Origin of the sequence: Lentilactobacillus raoultii, assembly GCF_900411375.1 — a bacterium.
GTDB classification, from domain to species: Bacteria; Bacillota; Bacilli; order Lactobacillales; family Lactobacillaceae; genus Lentilactobacillus; species Lentilactobacillus raoultii.
On the sequence record NZ_LS422984.1, the window covers coordinates 569,058 to 589,754 of the forward strand.

Here is a 20,697-nt window from a genome sequence, read left to right on the forward strand (position 1 = left end):
ACAGCTTTTCATAAACTCGGACAAAGTTCTGGCAGAATTTATAACGATCTAATAGTGGATGATAGTGAAATTGTAATAGGAGGTATACAAATATGAATACGAAATTTAAGCGTCATTTGTTACAAGTTAGTTTATTGATGGCTGGGATATCTTTAACGCCATTAGTAAGCAACAACGCCTTGAATCCAATTGCTAATATCACAGTTAAGGCTGATACGAATGTCACCGATGAAACTAAACTATCTGAAGTGATGCCGAATGCCAAGTTGAGAAATTTAGTTTGGTATAATTATAATGATCAGTTGAACCAAGAAGGAAAGGCAAATATCAACAGCACATCTGATTTGACGGTGGGCGATCTTTCACAATTAAAAACTTTACAGTGGTGGCCCGAAAGGTATCATGATGATCCAAATTACATGCAAAGTGGACCGGTAAATGGAGGCAATGGTGCGATTGGGCCAGCCAACAAAGGTAATTATTCCTTGGAGGGACTGCAATATGCTAAGAATTTAACCTACCTCGATATTTCTCAAAACCTTAATTATGGCCAAAAATATTGGAATAGTGATATCACTGATATTTCTCCGTTAGCTAAATTAACCAATTTAACTTACATTGATTTAAGTGGTAATCGAATTACCGATGTGACGCCGATTAGTAAGCTACCAAATGTGACATCATTGAATGTTGGGTATAACAGCATTGCTGATTTGTCTTCTTTGAATTCAGCTCAGTATACAAAGAATTTCAATTACGGTCATCAGCGTGTCGTGATGCCTGAGGTTAATTTAAAAGGTAACAGCTACACTTGGAAAGATCCTTTTGTTGGTAAATTACCACAGGGGGTGACTTATGATAAAGGCGGTGTTTCTTTGTATTCCAGGGGAACTGTTTCGGGGATTGATTTAGACTCAACTGCTTACCAGGCATTTACATTTTCCGGCAATGTTGCAATGGATAGCGATGGTAATTTTGCTTTCACTAATCTGGCTAAGCAAGTTTCTCCGGGACCAACCAGTTTGACATCTAATGGGCAAACATTACCATTAGTACAAAATCCATACACGTATTATATGAATTTAGTTTATAGCCAGCCAAGTTGGCAAATATTCTTGTTTTATTTACCATATCAGGATAACGTAGCCAATGTAGATTACCAAATTGTGCCATATGATAAAGACACAAATCAACCGATTTCTAATTACAACGCGGTAACTGCCAGCGGCATGCCAGGAGACAAGGTTCCAGTGCCGGCGATAGATGGTTACACCCCAGTCGACTCTCAAGTTGAAATTCCATTAGGCGGGGGTACAATTAAAGCTTATTACACTAAGAATCCAGTCACTAAGAGTACAATTACCGCAGAATATCAAGATGAAGACGGTAATCCGATTCAATCATCAAAGGTGGATACTGGGTCTGTTGGGGATCCATATACACCTAGTCATCCGCAAACGATTACGAAGAATGGGGTTTCTTACAGTTATTCTGGCATAAAAGGTAATCAGGAGTTGCCAACTAAATTTACCAAAGATAATCAAGTTATTGTGTATGTTTATAAGAAAGTGACGCGCCCGGTGACCCCAGTTACTCCGGGTGGCGGCGGTTCATCGTCTTCAAGTGTTGTTCCAAGCAGTTCAAGTTCATCGAGCAGTAGCAGTTCGTCCGCAACGTCAACTACCAGTTCATCAACTGAAGTGGAGCCGGAAGTGCCGGCCTATGTGGCTCAGAAGAATACAGCCGTTTATTCGCTGAAGCCGATCTATCTGTACCGAAAGGCCAACTTCAATAAACATCAGCGGTTGGCACACTATGTGAAGAAGCCGCGGGTCTTTCGACCGATGTTTGTGGTTACCGGTTATGCGCGTTCTAGTTCTGGTAAGTTGAGATATGAGGTGCGGGATGTTAACCACTTGAGTAAGACCGATGGAAAACGGGGCTACATTACAGCTAAGTGGGCTTATGTCCGCCCGGTTTATTACCGTAGTAAGCATCGGACGTTGACCGTGATCAATCCACGTGGTGTTAATGAGTATAAGAAGCGTAATTTAACTAAGAAAGTTCGTAACTATAAGCAGGGTAAAGTGCTTCATGTCACCGGCTTTGTCAACTATCATTTGACTACCCGGTATCGATTGAGTAATGGGCACTACATTACTGGTAACCGAAAGCTGGTGAAGATGGGTCGTGTTAAGCAACCAAAACGAGTTACGGTGAAACGGACGATTCATCGTTATCGGACAGCCAACCTGACGAAACGTAACGGTTCTTTTAAGAAGGGGACCAAACTAAATGTTAAACGGTATACGTTTAGTCATGCGGCTTCGATTACTCAATCCGGTACTAAGCGGTATGCGGTTAAAGGTGGTTATATTACTGCTAATTCGAAGTTTGTTAGGGTTCACTACTAAATATTAATTGAGTAAAAATCCTCACTTGGGTAACCAGGTTGCTTCTGATTACTTGAGTGAGGTTTTTATGTGCGCTTAATCTGTTTTACACAAAAAGGTAATTAACATCAACACTCATACTCCCCAACAGACAAAGATCTCCACAAATCTTATCCCCCAACTCACACGAAATAAAGAAAGCGCTTTCGTATAATATTAATTGAAGATTGATTCACAATGTATTATACGAGGAGTGAACATCATGGACGACAATGTAACGAGTATTAATCCGAAATCCAAGTCCAATAATCCGGTTAACGTTTCCAGAAGATACTGGTGGCGGGTTGTGGCACTATGTTTTGTCGGTTGGATTTTAATTTATGCTGATAGAACGATTCTTAATCCTGTTCAGGAACAGATTGGCGCACAGTTCCACATTGGTAACACCCAATTAGGGCTGGTTAACAGTATTTTTTTCTTAACTTATGCCATTTGCCAAATTCCGTTTGGGGTTTTAGGCGATAAGATTGGCCGTCGGTTAGTGATTATGACCGGGTTCGTTGTACTTGGCATTATGACATTTTTCAGTGGCTTTGCTTTCTCATTTGGGATTTTCTTATTGTTCCGAGCACTTGCCGGTGCCAGCCAAGGAACCTACTATGGACCGCAATATGCCCTTTCAACAGAAGCTATTCCGACTAAAGATTTAACTTTAGGAACTGCCATTATTAATAGCGGCATGGCATTTGGGACTTCCGGCGGGTACCTTTTGTCCAGCTACATGGTACTTCAAAAGGGGATGTCATGGACCAGTCCGTTCTGGGTCATGGCGATTCCCACTATTATTGTAGGAATTTTATTCTATGTCATTCTGAAAGAAAAGGTCATTCGGCCAGAAGATCAAGAAAGTGAAGAGAAGGCTGAAGAAGCAGTTGAAGCCGAAAAGGAAAAGGTAACGCTTAAAGATCTCTTCAAAAATCGAAATTTGGTTTTTGCCTTCATTCTCTGCTTCTGTTCAATCTATGCGAACTTTGTGATTCTGACATGGTTACCGCAATTCTTACAAGTTGAACGAGGTTTTCAAGGTAGCAGTGTCGGTTTTATTTCATCCCTGGTTCCATGGGCTTCCATCCCTGGCGCTTTGCTATTTGCCAGGATTTATGACAAACTCAAGAAAACCAAGTTGATGATTGGCTTCTTAGTTCCCATCTCACTCATTGCAGTGTTTGGCATTGCGTTTGTGACCAACAAATCATTGCTAATTGTATTGCTAATTGTCTATGGACTAACCGGTAAATTAGCAATCGATCCGATTTTGATCGCGTTTGTCACCAAAAATTCACCGCGGGGGTCGCTATCAACGGCGCTAAGTGCCTACAACTTTATCGGCATGTCGGGTTCTATTCTTGCACCGTATTTGACCGGTTGGATTTCAGATCAATTTGGTTCGATGCAAATTGGTTTCTACTTGGCAGCCATCCTTCTACTAGTCGGGGCCGTTCTGTTTACGTTCACCAGTGATAAGAAGCATCCGTTTAACGCATAATAACAAAGAAAATTCCCAACGACGATGACCGCCGCTGGGAATTTTTACTTTGTCATTATATTAGGTGATCCAACCAATCAATCACTTGCTCATAAACTTTTAACGTTTCAGGGCTGACGACTCGATCGAAGTCATGATCTTTTGAGGTGATCGGCATCAGTTTGGCATTTGGCAGCTTGGCTTTTAGCATAATCGAGTTGATGAACGGGACATCTGGATCGGCATTGGACTGACAGATATAGGTTGGTGGAAAATTAGATGTTAATAATTCCTTAGTGAGTTTGATTTCTTCTCCATCAGTACCCTGAAAAATCATTTTTTGCCAATCAGCCGTTTGACGGGCGTACACGTAAATTAGAAACCGTTCCTCGTAGCTGCTGTGGCTGACTGGTGAGTCACCAACGAGGCCCTTTAATTCAGCCTTGGTCACTTTGGGATAGCTTGAATACAACGCATTTGGCTTTAGTAAGTTTGATGCCAGTAAGCTCTCAAACCCATAGAAATCAATCAATGCAGTTGGTTTTGGCGACAAATCGTCAGCGATCAGCTGCATGCATAAATAAGCGCCAGCTGACCGTCCAAACAAAATATATCGATTATCTTGCACACCTAATTCATTGAAATGATTTAGAAAATGAGTGACGCCAGCCTTCACCGAATCAATGATATCCTGATAGGTACTCTCTGGGGCCAAAAGATAATCCAGCGCAAACACGGAATAGCCGGCATTTAAAAATCGATCGAGGTAGGTTTGTGGGAGATCATCCCGGTTGCCAAAAATCAGGCCACCACCGTGAATATAAATGATGGTGGGGTTGATTGTGTTGCCGGTGGCCTGCCAAAAGGAACTTTGGATTTTTTCACCACTGGTTGTGGTATAAGTGATCGTTTTCAAGATGATTCAATCCCTTCTAATTATTTTCTTCGTCTAAAACGTTCAAGACGCGAATGCCAACATTTAATCTAAAGATTTCGTCAACGTCTGAAAAATTAATGTTGGTTCGTTCCTGAATTTTATTCAGCCGGTAACTCATTGTCTTAGGGTGAATAAATAGGGCGTCAGCACTCGCTTTGGCGTTTTGGTTATGCTCCAAGTAGGTCTTTAAGGTTTTGTAGAGATCCGGCTTATCTTGATACAGCTTAAGTAGATCTTCAGTCACAAATGATTTTAATTTGGCAGGATCGTCAACTTGAAATAAAAAGCGGTAGAAACCTAAATCGTTGTAATTGAAGATTTGATTCTGCTTGTTCAGGTGACCAGCAATCTGGAGTGTCTTTAATGCTTGGGATGCGTGGCTGGGGAAATCCTTAGGCCGGCAGCTTTCACTCAAGCCAATTTGAAAGTTCAAAGTTGGATGAGAAGCTTCCAGCGTTTTTAACACCCCTTTCAGATTGTTTTGTAGTTTAGCAGCTGATTGATCATCCTCAATAATTAAAATAATTCGATTTTGCCGGATGCGGTATACAGCATTTGGCCAAAAGATTTTGAATTGGGTGACCACTCGATTGGCGTCTCGAGGGTTATCACGAAAATAATCTGTTTGAACTTCGCCCTTTGCCAGTGCTTGAATGACTGTGACCCGGTAAGTCTTGTTCTCTTGTAGTTTAAAATGTTTCAGCGTTGCTTGATATTCTTCCTCACTGGTAATTTTACCGTTAATCAAATCATCAATAATATCGTTGGCGTATGTCCGCAACCCCTGTTCCAGAGCTGCTTGCTTGATCACTTCCATTTGAGTGAAATTAACAGCATTTTCAATTGCCATGAAGTCAATATCCTGCAGTTCCCGTTCTTGAAGAATACCAATGTAAAGATCGTCTTGACTTCGAGGAATTTTAACCATTAGGAATTGTTGACCGTTGGCAATTCTGATTTTAGCGTACTGATAGTTGGTATAAGCTGTCTTGGGTACCGGTTGTCGGTTTGAAAAATCAATGGACTCGATGGGGCGATTGGCATGCTTACTGTGAGCAATGTCAACGCCGGTGCGGTCTTCAATTTTAAAAATGTAGGTAGGATTGCCGACCAGAGTTGATAATAACGTAACGATTGATTGATAGGAGCTATTTTGAATGGCCAACTTGATGAATTGCTGATTGATAGTTTTGTACCGGTTGAGCAGGCGATTGCGTTCATTAAACAGCAGCTGCATGGCTTCCAACATGATACCACTGTACTTAACATCTTGGGGAATTTCAATCAGTGGAATCCCAAAACGGTTACAATCATCGATGATCTGTTTTGGAATTTCACTGATGAATCGGGATGTTTTAATAATTAGGCCACTGCAGGCATGCTGATTTAGTGATTGCATAAAGTCACCAATGGCTTCTTGTGACAGTTTATCAAAACCGTAAAGGGATGAGAGCAGCACTTCATTGGGAGTGATCCACCGCTCAACGTCGGGCGCCTCCGTAATCATAATATTGTCGACCGGTCGATCTAAGCCGCTATGACCCGCAACCAGTTTGGCGTTTTTGAGTGAATCGATTTGCTGAATATCTTTTAGAATAACTGCCAAGTTGATTTCCTCCTTTTAATTGAACTGCTAATATCAAGAATACTACTGAATAGATAAAAATCAATTCAAAGAAAGCGATTTCTTTTATCCTAATAGGATACAATAGCGCTTACAAAATTATCTTTGTGAGTCAATGTATTATCTTCCCTGAGACCGTATGATAAGAGCGTAAGCTAAATTGCTAAGTGGCAAAGGAGGAAAACGAGTTGCTATATACGGTAATTAGAAAAAATAGTTATCAGGATTCCATTAATTTGATGCTATTAACACAGAATATTAGTTCCATGCCTGGTGTTAAAGAAGTCCAGGTGATGATGGGAACAGATGCGAACAAAGATATCTTTAATGAAGCTGGTTTGCTAACCGATGAAGCTAAAACTGCTGAACCTAACGACATGATGATTGTGTTGGATGCGGATAAAAAAGACGTGATGGATGATGTGCTAAAACAAATTGACAAGTTCTTAAGCGATTTGTCCGTCAAGAGCAACGATGAGGAATCAGAATCAAAATCAGTAACAAATTGGGATGATGCGATGAAAGCTGTCCCAGATGCCAATTTGGCCGTAATTTCGGTTCCTGGTATTTACGCCGCCGATGAAATTGATAACGCGTTGGACCACAATTTAAATGCCTTTGTCTTCAGTGACAACGTTTCGCTGGCAGATGAAGCCCGTTTGAAACAAAAAGCTCACAAGAAAGGGTTACTGGTTATGGGACCTGATTGTGGTACTGGGATTGTCAGCAACGTTCCACTAGCATTCACTAACGTGGTTCGTTCAGGAAACATCGGCTTGGTCGGCGCTTCCGGTACTGGCATCCAAGAAGTCACCAGTATGATCGAACGATTAGGCGGTGGCGTGACGCACGCCATTGGGACAGGTGGCCGAGATCTTTCCGACAAGGTTGGCGCCATTACCATGGAAGATGCCATTGCTGGATTAGCTCACCATGATCCAACCGAAGTGATTGGGATTATTTCCAAGCCGCCTGCAAAGGAAGTTCGTGATGATGTTGTTAGTCTACTTCACAGTATTGACAAGCCAGTTGTTGCGATTTTCCTAGGTGAAAAACCTGATCATCATGAAGATTCAGTATACTTGGCTCATACCTTGGAAGAAACGTCACGGATTTTAATGGACTTGGCTGATGGTAAGAAAGTAAAAGCTAACTACTATCAGAAAGCACCGCTTGTGGAGGCTGATCCGCAGTTGGCCGGTAAGCACATTATCGGATTATACTCCGGTGGGACTTTGGCTTATGAAGCCGGCATGATGGTTTCCGAAGCTTTGAATCTTGGCGGGATTATTTCCGATGAAGGCTATGTCCTCCGCGCAAAGGGAAATGAAGTGCTTGATCTAGGGGATGATATCTATACCCAAGGCCGACCGCATCCAATGATTGATCCCCGCATCCGAATTGAGAAGATTAATGAGTATGCTGACGATCCAAATACCGGCGTCATTTTACTGGATGATGTGCTGGGCTACGGGACCGATGATACCATGGCGGAAAGTCTGGCTGATGCTGTTACAACTGCCTCCAGAAAGTATCCACGGATTAAGTTTGTGGCAACTGTTGTTGGAACTCGTGAAGACCCGCAAGATTATGATGCAGCGCGCAAGACACTTCAAAAGGCCGGCATTATCGTACTTGACAGCAACGCTCAAGCAGTTCGTTATGCCTTAAACTTGGTTGGCAAAGATGTTAACGAACCAACCAAACAAGTTGTTAAGTACACTGGTGCAACCCATGAAGTGCCAATGCCAAGTGAATCAATCTTGGATCTGCTCTACACGAAACCACGAGTTGTTAACGTTGGCGTTGCCGAGTTTTTGGACCCGGTGATTAAATTTGGCGGAACCGGCGTTCAGTATAACTGGAAACCAATCGCCGGCGGTAACCAAAAGATGATTAGGATTATCAAAAAGGTTAAAGCACTTCAGAATCGTCAAGCTGAAAACGCAAAGATTGTTGATGCCTATAAAAAGGCTGCGCCATTCTTAGTCGACGTTGTACCGGCCGGAACCGTCATTTCTGAATTAAAGGGTCATACATTACTTCATGCAGGTCCGCCAATTGATTATGATGAAATGACTGAACCTATGCAAGGTGGCTGTATCGGTGCAGTGCTCTTTGAAGGCTGGGCTGATGATGAAGCTGGTGCCCGTCAACTTCTTGAAAGTGGCGACGTTAAATTTATGTGTAACCATGAGGTAAATGCGGTTGGGCCGATGGGCGGAATTACTTCAGCTCACATGGCTGTTTTGGTAATCAATAATGCTTTAAAGGGCAATGAGGCTTACTGCACAATGAATGAAGGCATTGGGAAAGTTCTTCGGTTTGGTGCTTATAATGATGAAGTGATTAACAGACTAAAATGGATGGCCAACGTCCTTGCACCAACGTTAAGCAAAGCTCTTAAGAAGATTGATGGTGGCTTGAACGTTAACGTGATGATGGCAAAAGCCATTACGATGGGAGACGAATTCCATCAACGAAACATTGCGGCATCACTAGTCTTTTTGAAAGAGGTTGCCCCATTAATTGTTTCGTTGGATATTCCTGAAAAAGAAAAACAGGATGTCATCCAATTCCTTGCTGACACCGATCAGTTCTTCCTCAGTATCATGATGGCAACTGGCAAGTCAATGGTTGATGCTGCCAGAACATACAAACACGGCACAGTTGTTACAACAATGACTCGTAACGGTAAAGACTTCGGCATTCGAATTAGCGGCTTGGGTGATCAGTGGTTCACAGCGCCGGTTAATACACCAAAGGGACTGTTCTTTACAGGATTTAGTCAAGACGATGCCAATCCGGATATTGGTGATAGTGCGATTGCTGAAACCGTTGGCTTTGGTGGTATGGCGATGATCGCAGCACCCGGGGTGACCCGATTCGTTGGCGCTGGTGGTTTCAAGGATGCCCAACGCATCAGTAATGAGATGGCAAAGATTACGCTCGACCGGAATTCTAACTTCACCATTCCAACTTGGGACTATCAAGGTACCGCCATTGGGATCGATATTGTCAAGGTGGTTGAAACCGGGATTACCCCAATCATCAATACTGGGATTGCCAGCAAGGTTGCCGGAGTTGGTCAAGTAGGAGCCGGAACGGTTCACGCACCACTTGCCTGCTTCGAAAAGGCACTGGTGGCCTATGCTAAAAGTATGGGACTGTTGGAAGCTGAGAAAGCTTCCGCAGTCGAGAAAGATTTAGTTAAGGAATAAGTGATTTTAATGAACCTTAATCAGAATCGAACAAATGGAGAGAAGAGCAGTCTGCTCCCTCTCCATTTGTTTAACAAGGACCATGGCGTTGTCAGTACAGTCTTTCAACACAGTTTTAATATTAAATTCCCTGAATTATTATTTCACGTTGGCAGTATTTCTGAATCACTGTCCGCAACGGGGATTACGATTGACGATCAGCTGGTTGATCGTTTGCTGAAAGCCGTTGACGTTGGCAATCGGGTTCTTTATAAAAACAATCAATTATTTATTTATACAGACACAGATATTAAAACAATTTCGCTTTCGAATTTAACAGAAGTTGATTTGCGAATTCCTAAAGTGTTGTTTGATAAGCATTCTCTGGCGCAAATTGTTGGAGCCTTTCGGGTGATTAATTTTGCCGAGAACTGGGGATTGGGTGATCAGTATGCACCACAGAAAGTTGTGGGGATGATCCACCAAAGTCACAACGCGGAAGAACGAACAAAAACGTTAGCGTTTCTGTTTGGCCGTGGTCGAGGCTTAACACCAAGTGGGGATGATATCACGGTTGGTTTTCTGTCGATTTTAACTTCGGCGGATTATTCTCAATTATCTGAGTGGCAGAAAACGGTTCATGAACGATTGGAACGTGGCGGGACGACTGATGTTTCCGACTCATACCTTAGAGCTGCTTTGGAAGGCTATACTTCAAAGAAAATGATTGCCTTTCTAAAGGTCGTTCAGAATGGAGAGATTGAGCAATTGCAACCGGCTATCTTGGCAATTCAAGAGTTTGGCCACACGTCGGGTACCGATACACTGCTGGGGATGTATACGGCATTGACGCTGCTTCAGCAGGATCTTCGCGAAAAATAATATTGGCTAAAAATGGAGGAACTATAAATGGCAAAAGTTGTTGTTGCGCTTGGAGGCAATGCAATCCTTTCTAAGGATGCGTCAGCCCAGGCTCAGATGAAAGCTGTTAAAGAAACGGCTAAAGAGTTGGTTAATTTTGTTAAAAATGGTGATCAACTGATTATTACTCATGGAAATGGGCCGCAAGTTGGAAATCTTTTATTACAGCAATCAGCAGATGATACACCTGAAAATCCGGCGATGCCATTGGATACTTGTGGCGCCATGACTCAGGGCAGCATTGGTTATTGGTTTCAGAATGCAATGCGTGAAGAATTATTGAATGCTGGCATTGATAAGGACGTCATGGCCATCGTGACTCAGACGATCGTGGCTGAAGATGATCCGGCCTTTCAAAACCCATCCAAACCAATTGGGCCGTTCTACAAAGAATCAGAATTGGCTGATATTAAAGCCATTCATCCAGATTGGCAGTTGATTGAGGATGCTGGTCGCGGTTATCGCCGAGTAGTCCCATCACCGAAGCCCTTAGCGATTAATGAATATCGGGCGATTAAACGAGTGGTTGATGCTGACATTGTCCCAATTGTTTCTGGTGGCGGTGGCATTCCGGTTGTTAAAAAAGGAAATCAATTGATTGGTACAGAGGCAGTGATTGATAAAGACTTTAGCGCCTCAAAAATTGCACAATTAGTTGATGCAGACAAGTTGATTATTCTGACGTCAGCTGGTGGTGTTTTCTATCACTATGGCCAACCAAATGCCGTCGAACTGAAAGAAGTCGGAGTCAACGAAATCCAGCAACATATCGATGCTGATGAATTTGCAAAGGGCAGCATGATGCCGAAGGTTAAGGCAGCAACTGATTTCGTTCGTCATACTGGTCATCCAGCTGTGATTGGTGCGTTGGAAGACGTTAAGCGGATCATTGCGGGCGAGGAAGGCACAACGATTGTCAGTGAAGATATTGCGACAGTTGCCAAATAGTTAAAGACAAAAACAGGTTCGATTCCCCAAGCAGGATTCGAACCTGTTTATTTGTGATCAAAAAAACTAAAACCCTCTTTGGAGAATTTCCAAGAGGGCGTGGGTGTCATTTGTTTAATTAATTTTGCCTTTGCGGTTTATTGTTTTTAACGGAAGTTGATTTTGAGGCTGGTTGCTTTTCCGGGAACCAAGCATACATCAGCTTTTTAAACCAATCTGAGCCGAAATCTAAGAAATAGACGCCAAGTAACATACATGCTGCCAATTCAATGATGAACAATGGCCAATTGGTGATGGCTTTATTTAACGAAATCTCCATAAAAGTTCCCCAACCCAACAACCAGGCTGGAATTCTGGTAAATGGGAGGATGGTTCCCTGAAGAATAATGGCGATAAACGCCATGATGCCGAATACTGAAGAGGTCCACAGTAGCATGTTCATGTTTGGAATCTGAAACAGGTTATAAGCGATCAGCCCCCAAACAATTCCCATTCCAAAACTAAGGGAGACATTAATTGACGTGTTTTTCTTTGAACCATATCCGGCGTAAAATGCCGACGTGATAAAGGCAACCGGGGCCATCCAAAATTCAAGTAATCCTGAAAGTAGACCGTAAAAGAATGTGAAAATGCCAATTCCCAGGGCAGTGTATAACGCTTCTTTACGGAGTGATAAGCCTGTCTTCATAACGATAGTGCTCCTTTCAAATCCGAAAAATGCAGCTGATTGAGTAACTGAATCGCCAGGTAACTCAATTTAATTTAACAACCTAATCATACACAGTGAAGAAAGCGTTTACATTAGGTGTGAGGGATAAAAATAAATTTTGAGATTGTACTTAGGGTCTAATGCAACACGTTAAATATCGTGTAAAATAATAATTGTAAGCGCTTACCAGTAATTGGCGCAATTGTCTGGATACTGTAGTCAAATACATTGATGAGGTGTAATTATGACAGATCTTTTGTTAAAAAATGTGCGCATTAGTGATGATGAAAGCCTTAAAAACATCGCAATTCGGGATGGTAAAATTGAAAAGATTTCTTCTGAAATAATCAATGAGCCTACCAAGCGAATCATCGAGGGTGATGGTCACGTTCTAATTCCTGGATTGGTAGAATCTCACATCCATTTGGATAAAGCATTGATTTCTAATCGTGTCCATAATCAGTCGGGCACGTTAAAAGAGGCAATTGCTGTAACGGCCAAGGCTAAACCAACTTTTATAAAAGAAGATATTTATGAACGGGCAAAGCAAGCTCTTGAAATGGAGATTGCCCATGGTGTGACAAGTATGAGAACGCATGCAGAATTTTCGCCGGAAACGGGGTTTGATGGGTTCAAAACAATTCTTCGGTTAAAGAAAGAGTATCAGGATATGATTGATATCCAGGTGGTTGCATTTCCACAAGATGGGGTCTTTAAACTACCGGGAATGACTGAAATGATGGATGAGGCAATGCAAATGGGAGCAGATGTCGTTGGTGGTATTCCGTATGTTGATCCGGATCCCAAACAACACATTGATTTCATTTTCGAACTCGCCAAAAAATATGATAAAGATATTGATTTTCACCAGGATTTCTTTGATGACGCTGACAATCTAACGGTAGACTATATTGCGCAGAAAACCATTGATGAGGGCTTTCAAGGTCGCGTCTCCGTTGGGCACGAAACTGCATTAGCCGCTGTTGAACCGAAAAAGTTAACGCCAATTATTGATTTAATGGCTAAGGCCAAAATTAATGTCATGTCATTGCCAGAAACAGATCTGCACCTTGGCGGCCGCAATGATACCTATAATGTTCGGCGATGTGTGACGCCAATCAGAAAGTTGCGAGATGGTGGGGTTAATGTGTCACTTTCGACAAATAATATTCGAAATCCATTTACACCATTTGGTAACGGCGATATTATGCAGGTCGGATTTCTAGCAGTCCCAGTTGCTCACTTGGGAGGATTAAACGATTTGCCAACGGTATTGGATATGCTGACTTACAATCCGGCAAAGGCGTTGAGGTTAGATCGTTACGGAATTCAGGTTGGCGATAAAGCTGATTTAGTTTTACTTGATACCAAGCGGAAAAATGATTCTGTGATTGACATTCCAGAACGCCTTTACGTGATTAAGAATGGCCGGATAACCGTGCAGACGGAGAAGAAGGTTTCGATGTTTAGAGATTCCAAGGAAATGGTGAGTAACTGATTTAATCTGATGAATAGTGGCTGCTGAAAATGGTTAAAGTGTTTTGAAATCAAGTGATAATTTGACAGCTTTTCCATAATGAATTCAAAAAAGGGCCTCGTGCAATTAGCTTTCTAGTAATTGATTACACGAGGCCCTTTTGGTTTATGACAATATTTATAAGAATATCTTTGTTTAAGGTAATCAGACTATGTTACATGACCATAATTTGGTGGCTGCGTCTCTACGGCCAAGAGTCTAGTTGGTGACTGCCAATATCAGCAGTGCTGCGTTACGCTAACTAGCTTTTCGGAAGCTTCAATAGGTCTGAACTCTTGTTATTGGTTTAATATTTGTAATAGACGTGATTATTGTCTTTGCGAAAATTGTTTAATATTTTAAAATAAATTTTATGACGGTTATAAGCTTTAATCTTAAACACCTGTTTAAAGCCACCCTTAGGCGCATTGGTAAAGTCACGGCCGCTGATTGTATAAATGTCGCCACTATGACGATAGTGAACTTTGAAGACTTCTTGGGGATCAACTGGCGCATTAGCTGGTGAATAGGTAAGATGTTTTTTACCTATTGATAAATAAGCGCGTCCCTTGGTAGCATATTTTCCTGCAGGTTTCCATAGCTTAGTCTTCCATTTACCTTGTAAAATTTTGGGCATACCAAGATGCCAGGTAGCAGCCTGAGCCGGTGTGGTTGGTAACATAAATAATAAAGTGGTAAATAACAAGATTGATAAAATCAACTTTTTAAGTTTCATCGAACAGAGCTCCTTTTAATTTTTTCTTTTTAATTGATAATCTGGTTTATGAAGTAATTGATTGAATTTGACTGGTTTGGCGAGCTTAATATCTTTTTCGTGCCTATCCGGTTCGACTGATGGTGTTGGAACACCCTCTTTAATCCGGGCTAAGTGTTCTGAATATCCTTGTTCAAAGTCTACATTGTCTTGGGTGTATGTGGAATCAACATTGATGTCTCGATAATAGACATTATTAATCAAGTTATGGTTATTGGCGGCATTAAATTTGTCCATGATTTTTTGGTATTCTTCCTTTTGTTTATTGAGTCTTAACTTCCCAGTTGCCAGTAAAAGATCAAATGGTTGCTCCTTTTCAGAAAGATAATTGACTACTTTTTGAATGACTTCACAATTTTCCTTGAGAAAGTTTCTTGATTGATGAATCGTTTTTTCGTCTTTTAGCCATCCACTGATTTTTGAGTTGTCGCTATTACCTTCAATAAAGGGGATTACATTAATCAGGTAAATATGTTGATAACGTTTTGCTGCTACTGAATTTTCATCTCCGGCTTTAAAACGACTATGGTTTAATAGGATGTTCGTAGTTTTATCAGGGAAATTCCTATCTGCATTATTAGGGTTCATCATTAATGCAATCAAAGTGGAATTTGAATTCTTTTTGATAATGAAAGGCAATAGAAAACGATAATAGTCATTGGTCACTTGATTGTGAAAGATAAGGTTGTCAGTGGAACTGATGTTAGCCTTAATTTCTGGTTTCAAATCATCAGTTGGCAATAATTTTAAATTATCAATTTCAACTTCCTTTGGATAAAGTAAAGTCATTTTTACACCTCTATACTAGTATGCTTTAAGCGCTGAGATTAAACATGGCTTGTGACGGCCTTGATTAGTCCGTAAATTGTATTTAGTAGGTTTAATAACAAACGTGCATTTTGGATGGTTGGGAACTTGAAGTTCTGCGCCGTACAACTGATAACAATGATGACCTAAAAGCTGATATCTGTAGTTAGTTAAACCATGTCCGAGCATCTTGTAAAAAAGTGGAGTGCTTAATTGCTCTAAGCTAGATAATTGCTGGCATCACTATGTCCGAAATGATGATACCAATTACCTTGGATCACCCCTGAAGTTCCCTTATGCCAACTGGTGTCTTGGGTATTCATTGGTTGGACAGTTTTTAAACCGTTTAGGGTTAAAACAGTGGTTCAAATGATAATGTTTTGCTTTAACTTCGTCAGATTATATCTTTTTCGCACAATGCACATTTTCATTATACCGCCCTTTAAAGATGTTTGTTATTTTTGATGGTCGTATAATTTTATAATTTTATTTGATCTTTTTGATTTTTATATTCTCCTCTTATTTGAAATAATCGGTTTAGTTAGATCCATCGTCGTCGGGTGTGTAATCAGGATTATAAACTGTCGTGATTTCTTGGGGATCATTAGCGTGGGGATCAGGATTAACATAGTGATCACTAACAAAGATAAAATTCATCACATTATAGACCATCCCATCCTTTACTACAGTATAGGCTGCAAAGTCTGTGTTAGATGGATCAAGTATATTCTCTTTATGTCCCCAATCTAAGTCTGCATCATGATAATAATAATCATCAAAAATTTCTTTAGCAGTTTGATGGTTAGTTGAATATTGGTATCCTTGAGCTATATTTTCAGCGGCACCGTTGTTCGTGAGACCTGCTGCAATAGCTAATTGATCACATATTGCATTTCCTTCGGCATCATAATGGTCAAAATGCGTGATAATTTGGGTGGCACGAATTTTTGATACTTTTGTTTCTAGATCTGAGTTATAAACACATGGTGCAATGTTGTTTTTAACTCGAGCATCATTAACCAGCTTAAAGAAGTCTTGATCAATTGCATCAGCATTAAAGGTTTCATCTTTTGGTTTAGATGATTTTTTAGAGATCATCGTTGGTTTAGGCACTTTATGTAGATACCTTGAGTTAATCCAGCCACGGTGAACACGATTACTGCTGACAACATAGTAATAGGTGCCTTGTTTTTTGGTACAAGAATTTTGAAGCCGTTCTTTTTTTGTGGCCACCCAAGTAGTCTTCTTAAAATGACTAATTTGACCATATTTCTTATCAAGACGTCGCGAGTATAGTACTCCTTTTGTGATTTTATAAGTGTGGTGATGGATGTTGGCACTACTTCTTACGATATATTTTGAGCTTCCTTGAACAGTGGTGGGATGGGAAACCATCCCTATTCCAAAAAGTACTGTTGCCACGAGCGGCACAAGATTAAATTGGCGATGAGTTAATATAGAATTTATCATTCCTTTCTTGATGATTCATTATTTATTAAGCATAACTCTCGTTTATGAGAAAATAAAGTTATTTCTAAGCATAATTATTAAATATGTTTTGCTTTCTTAGACAACGGGTCTAGCTTATGATCTAATCAAAGTGCAAAAATGCTGTTAAGCGAGTCACTGAGGATCATCATTAGTATGATTTCCTGGGTTTGTACACAGAGTAAATAACTCATCATAATCATTACTTATTGAGAAGCCCATTTTGTATTGTCATTGATTTTGTTAGCTAAGATATAGTTTGCTTTGGTAACTCTGACAATTTCTGAATAGTCTGCACATAGCTATAAAGATCCAGCAAATTATCAGCAAAGTTATCAATAAAAACTGGGAAAGAAAAAGTTTGCTCACCAACTTGAGCATGACTTAAAATTTGATAAATCGTCATAACTTCATCTTCAGTTAAGATATGGGGTCGGGGTGTGATTACGGCACTATAGAAAGCATCGGGCTTATACATTTGAATGGCGTCAATTTTTGAAGTGAGTTTAGCTTTGTCGTTTGCGATCACAAGAATCGAAACAGGCTCAATATCGATACCGGGAATTTGGGTTAAGATATTTTTGATCGCAAATCGATGCTGTTCCATTTGTTTGGTAACTTTATTATTTGATCTGTACCAATTATGACCGTCACTAGAGTAATTGATATTTCCATCATCTTGCAAGGTTATGTAATCAAAACTGTAATTTTTGATTTCCAAAATAAAAATGCCCTGCTGATTAATTAGGACCATATCCATTTGATTTGTATTACGACTGGACTGATCGTCCCTTCCATAGTCAAAGGGAACGTTGTAATTAATTAGTCGCTTAGTTAAGTCACCCTGATAAGCAATCGCCCTTTGAACTCTTTCTTCACCGTATCGGCCCTTTTCGCTTTTTTGAAATTGGGCTTCTAAATTGGTTAGCCCAGTGATTAGTGCTGGATTAATTGGCTGATTATTTTTAAAGGTTAGAGGGATCTCCGTATCCTTATTGATTTGAGAAAGAACATCTGAAAGGCTATTAAGACTTTTTATTAAATCAGAGATAAATGATGTGTCGCGATCTTCGATATTTCTTTTCGTTAATGCTATATTCAATAGATCGAACTGTTGGCTAATCAAATGCCAGTATTGTGTTGGTGTTAGGTCAATAACTGAAGTTACCGGTTTTCTAAACTGGTAATTCATTAACTCATCAATATTGCTCAGGCCTATTTTTGATACGAGGTCTTGTAACCTCATTTGGATAAAAGCTTTCCGTTTTTTAATTTGTTTTGAGTCAATAACCATGAAAATTCCAATTAAAACCACCGCCGCAATTGCTAAATATATAACACCGTGGATGATTAGTTGAAAACTGTAAAGCTTTCCTAAAATGAAAAATACAACCAGGATAGTAGCAATAGTTCCTACTACAGATCCTAAGTAAGTCCATACCAATGTTAAAAGGTATAAAATGATGGTTGCGATTATAAATAAAGCAATTAACGTAAATGTATCCATTGGGTTGCAAACCTCTATTCAATCTATTTTTAATGTGATTATTGTCAAGCTAAGTGGTTGTATTTAAAATTTCTTCCAATCTTTATATTATCAGCTTTACTGATTTGTTTTAATAATATCACTAAATAGAACGAGTTGGAACTCTTTCTCTAAAAATGGAAATGGTTAATACCAGTAGTACTTTGTGCCAATACTGACTACTAGATTTTTGATTATTTTGTAACACTGGTTATGGTATACTTTGTGTGGTATCAATCGCTTTCATTATTACAAAAATATTATCGGAGGGGATTTCATGAATAAACAACTTAAGTGGCTTATTATGTCCGCTGTTTTTGCGGTGCTATTGTTTATTGGTTTTAATGGGGGAATAACCGCAAAGGCTTACACAACTAGTGGCCCTTTCTATAACAGTAGTTCTGCTACTGATAAGGAAACTCAATACGGAGATGTTTCATTTACAAGCTATTTTGAAACGAAAGATGGTAAAAGTAGCTTTGCAAATGATAACACGCCAACGCCACGTACTTTGATTGATCCGACAAAACAACCAGTTGGTTCAACAATAGATTTGGTTGTAACAATGACCAATAATGGTACTAATGCTGAAAAAATAACTCGAAGTGTCACTTTTGCGAAGCCTGCTACACCATACAATTCAATGCAAATCGTACTTGCAAAGAATAATAGTGGAACATTTCAGGATGTCATAAAAGATGCAACGACGGATGCTTCTGGGTTTACTGTGACGTATAATAGCAAAACTTACGACGATGTTAAAACCGATCCAGATAGTGTTGATGAACTCGACTTTAGTGGGTCGATTGCGCCTAAAGCAACTGTAACCTATAAGATTCCGGTTCAGATCAAAGAGTATCTAGCCCCTGCCACTTCAGCAACTGAGAATATTACGTTAGTCGACCCTAATGTGTTAGACGATTCAATTGGGGGGTATCGTTTTAATGATTACTTTGGTTTACTGAGTGATTGGCTTTATTTGCTTGATGGCCAAACACCAGACGCACCAAAAGCTATTCAACTTAATTTCGCTGGAAAAGCCAAAAGTTCAGTTCCAGTATATCCGACCAGTGTTAAAAACTATGCTGTGACAGAAGATTCAAGTGGAAATTATAGTTTTGACCCAACTGACTTTGGGTTGCCGGCAGATCAAAAAGACAAGACCTCTGTAGTCGAAATTTTAGGTGGTCCTGAGGATTCGAATCTCAAACTCAATTCGCCGCTTCACGCTTATGGAAGTGAGGTAACTAATTTTTTAGGAAATCAGATTGCTACGGGCCCACTTTATGGATTTGGAAATCTTAAAGTTGCTCAATATTTAGCGATGTTACACCAGCCGAGTGCTAACGGCGAAATCTCTAATAGAGTGGTCTTCTTTGAAGTTTTAAAAAATGATGCGCCTAAAATTACAGGACAGGACGCAACTGTGGATCAGAATACCGCAATTACCGCAAAAACGTTCAAGGCATCCCCAGATGATGCAACTGTTAACGTTTTAGATAGTAACGACAATTCGGTAAGTTTGTCGGATAAGGGAACTCTCCCAGCTGGGAATTACACGGTTTGGTTAACCAAAGAGGGAGATGTTTCTAAGAAAGTCAACCTTACCGTTAAAAGTGTGCCAACGCCGCCAACACCAAATCCTAATACAGGTAACACAACCTCTGGAACGACTGTCACGCCGATAACCAATACTTCGTCATCGTCAACGACTGTCAGTTCAAGTAGTTCTTCATCATCAAGCACATCCAAGCCAAGCACTTCTACACAGACAAGTGCTAGTAAAGTTGCGGTAAAAGGAGAAGTGGTTTATGCTACTAAGAAGATTGGCCTGTATAAAGGGACTCACTTTACCAAAGCCAATCGGCTAACTTGGTACCCTAAGCAAAAGCGTGTTAATCGGCCGATGTTTGTAGTCACAGGATACAAACGTGCCGCAAATGGTGCTATGAGGTATAAGGTACGTGATGTTAACCACGGTCGTAAAACTTTAGGCAAAAAGGGTTATATTACGGCTAGTCAGAAATATGTGGTACCAGTTTACTATGCCAGCGTCCCTAAAGCTAAGAAGATTATCGTGATCTCAACTAAGGGTGTTAATGCTTATAAGTCAGCTAATCTATCTGGCAAAGTTAAACACTACAAGAAAGGCGCTCATTTGACTGTTAAGAAATTGGTTAAACATAATTTGACAACTCGTTATCAATTAAGCAATGGTAAGTACGTCACTGCTAATAAGAAATTAGTGATTGCTGGTAATCATTAAAAATTAATTCTTGATTGCAGATCGCGCAGTTTTGACAGAAGAGAATGAAAATATAAGCTCGGA

At 40.3% G+C, this 20,697-nt stretch carries 14 protein-coding genes; 7 read left to right on the plus strand and 7 right to left on the minus strand.

The genetic code is table 11. From position 1 onward, the window contains the following. Nucleotides 1-92 precede the first annotated feature (92 nt). Together ED605_RS04355 and ED605_RS04360 are read left to right on the plus strand one after the other, a co-directional pair. Nucleotides 93-2,414 (plus strand): DUF5776 domain-containing protein, encoded by a 2,322-nt coding sequence (locus ED605_RS04355; protein ID WP_121977664.1) that lies wholly within the window; start codon nucleotides 93-95, stop codon nucleotides 2,412-2,414. A gap of 241 nt (nucleotides 2,415-2,655) precedes the next feature. Next, nucleotides 2,656-3,939 carry an MFS transporter gene (locus ED605_RS04360; protein WP_121977665.1) on the plus strand — a complete coding sequence of 428 codons (1,284 nt, stop codon included), beginning with the start codon at nucleotides 2,656-2,658 and terminating at the stop codon, nucleotides 3,937-3,939. 55 nt (nucleotides 3,940-3,994) lie between these two features. On the opposite strand, the gene ED605_RS04365 is transcribed toward ED605_RS04360, so the two are convergent. Further along, nucleotides 3,995-4,834, minus strand: coding sequence for an alpha/beta hydrolase (locus ED605_RS04365; RefSeq protein WP_121977666.1), 840 nt, complete (start codon nucleotides 4,832-4,834; stop codon nucleotides 3,995-3,997). Nucleotides 4,835-4,850: 16 nt separating this feature from the next. Further along, nucleotides 4,851-6,461 carry a PucR family transcriptional regulator gene (locus ED605_RS04370; protein WP_121977667.1) on the minus strand — a complete coding sequence of 537 codons (1,611 nt, stop codon included), beginning with the start codon at nucleotides 6,459-6,461 and terminating at the stop codon, nucleotides 4,851-4,853. Nucleotides 6,462-6,667: 206 nt separating this feature from the next. Between ED605_RS04370 and ED605_RS04375 the strand changes: the two genes are divergently transcribed. The 3 genes from ED605_RS04375 to arcC are packed head-to-tail and all read left to right on the plus strand — an operon-like array spanning nucleotide 6,668 to nucleotide 11,548. Next, on the plus strand, nucleotides 6,668-9,700 hold the full coding sequence (locus tag ED605_RS04375) for a bifunctional FdrA/YlbE family protein (RefSeq protein WP_121977668.1): 3,033 nt from the start codon (nucleotides 6,668-6,670) through the stop codon (nucleotides 9,698-9,700). A 9-nt stretch (nucleotides 9,701-9,709) separates the two neighbouring features. Next, nucleotides 9,710-10,561, plus strand: coding sequence for an oxamate carbamoyltransferase subunit AllH family protein (locus tag ED605_RS04380; RefSeq protein ID WP_225419039.1), 852 nt, complete (start codon nucleotides 9,710-9,712; stop codon nucleotides 10,559-10,561). A 27-nt stretch (nucleotides 10,562-10,588) separates the two neighbouring features. Continuing rightward, the gene (gene arcC, locus ED605_RS04385) at nucleotides 10,589-11,548 is read left to right on the plus strand and encodes a carbamate kinase (RefSeq protein ID WP_121977669.1); all 960 of its coding nucleotides are present in this window, start codon (nucleotides 10,589-10,591) and stop codon (nucleotides 11,546-11,548) included. A gap of 118 nt (nucleotides 11,549-11,666) precedes the next feature. Here the strand turns inward: arcC and ED605_RS04390 are convergent, their stop codons facing one another. Continuing rightward, entirely contained in the window at nucleotides 11,667-12,236 is a 570-nt protein-coding gene (locus tag ED605_RS04390) for a DUF1097 domain-containing protein (RefSeq protein WP_121977670.1), read from the minus strand. Between the two features lie 265 nt (nucleotides 12,237-12,501). On the opposite strand from ED605_RS04390, the gene ED605_RS04395 reads away from it, so the two are divergent. Further along, nucleotides 12,502-13,755, plus strand: coding sequence for an amidohydrolase family protein (locus ED605_RS04395; protein ID WP_121977671.1), 1,254 nt, complete (start codon nucleotides 12,502-12,504; stop codon nucleotides 13,753-13,755). Nucleotides 13,756-14,080: 325 nt separating this feature from the next. On the opposite strand, the gene ED605_RS04400 is transcribed toward ED605_RS04395, so the two are convergent. The 4 genes from ED605_RS04400 to ED605_RS04415 form a co-directional block, all read right to left on the minus strand. After that, a complete protein-coding gene (locus tag ED605_RS04400; protein ID WP_121977672.1) occupies nucleotides 14,081-14,509 on the minus strand; it encodes a hypothetical protein in 429 nt (142 codons plus the stop codon). Between the two features lie 15 nt (nucleotides 14,510-14,524). After that, nucleotides 14,525-15,337, minus strand: coding sequence for a DUF1643 domain-containing protein (locus ED605_RS04405; RefSeq protein WP_121977673.1), 813 nt, complete (start codon nucleotides 15,335-15,337; stop codon nucleotides 14,525-14,527). Between the two features lie 555 nt (nucleotides 15,338-15,892). Beyond that, the gene (locus ED605_RS04410; protein WP_162919744.1) at nucleotides 15,893-16,777 is read right to left on the minus strand and encodes a CAP domain-containing protein; all 885 of its coding nucleotides are present in this window, start codon (nucleotides 16,775-16,777) and stop codon (nucleotides 15,893-15,895) included. A 313-nt stretch (nucleotides 16,778-17,090) separates the two neighbouring features. Next, entirely contained in the window at nucleotides 17,091-18,350 is a 1,260-nt protein-coding gene (locus tag ED605_RS04415) for a nuclease-related domain-containing protein (RefSeq protein ID WP_121977675.1), read from the minus strand. 295 nt (nucleotides 18,351-18,645) lie between these two features. Between ED605_RS04415 and ED605_RS14675 the strand changes: the two genes are divergently transcribed. Then, the gene (locus ED605_RS14675) at nucleotides 18,646-20,634 is read left to right on the plus strand and encodes a DUF5776 domain-containing protein (RefSeq protein ID WP_191981339.1); all 1,989 of its coding nucleotides are present in this window, start codon (nucleotides 18,646-18,648) and stop codon (nucleotides 20,632-20,634) included. The last annotated feature ends 63 nt before the right edge of the window (nucleotides 20,635-20,697 follow it).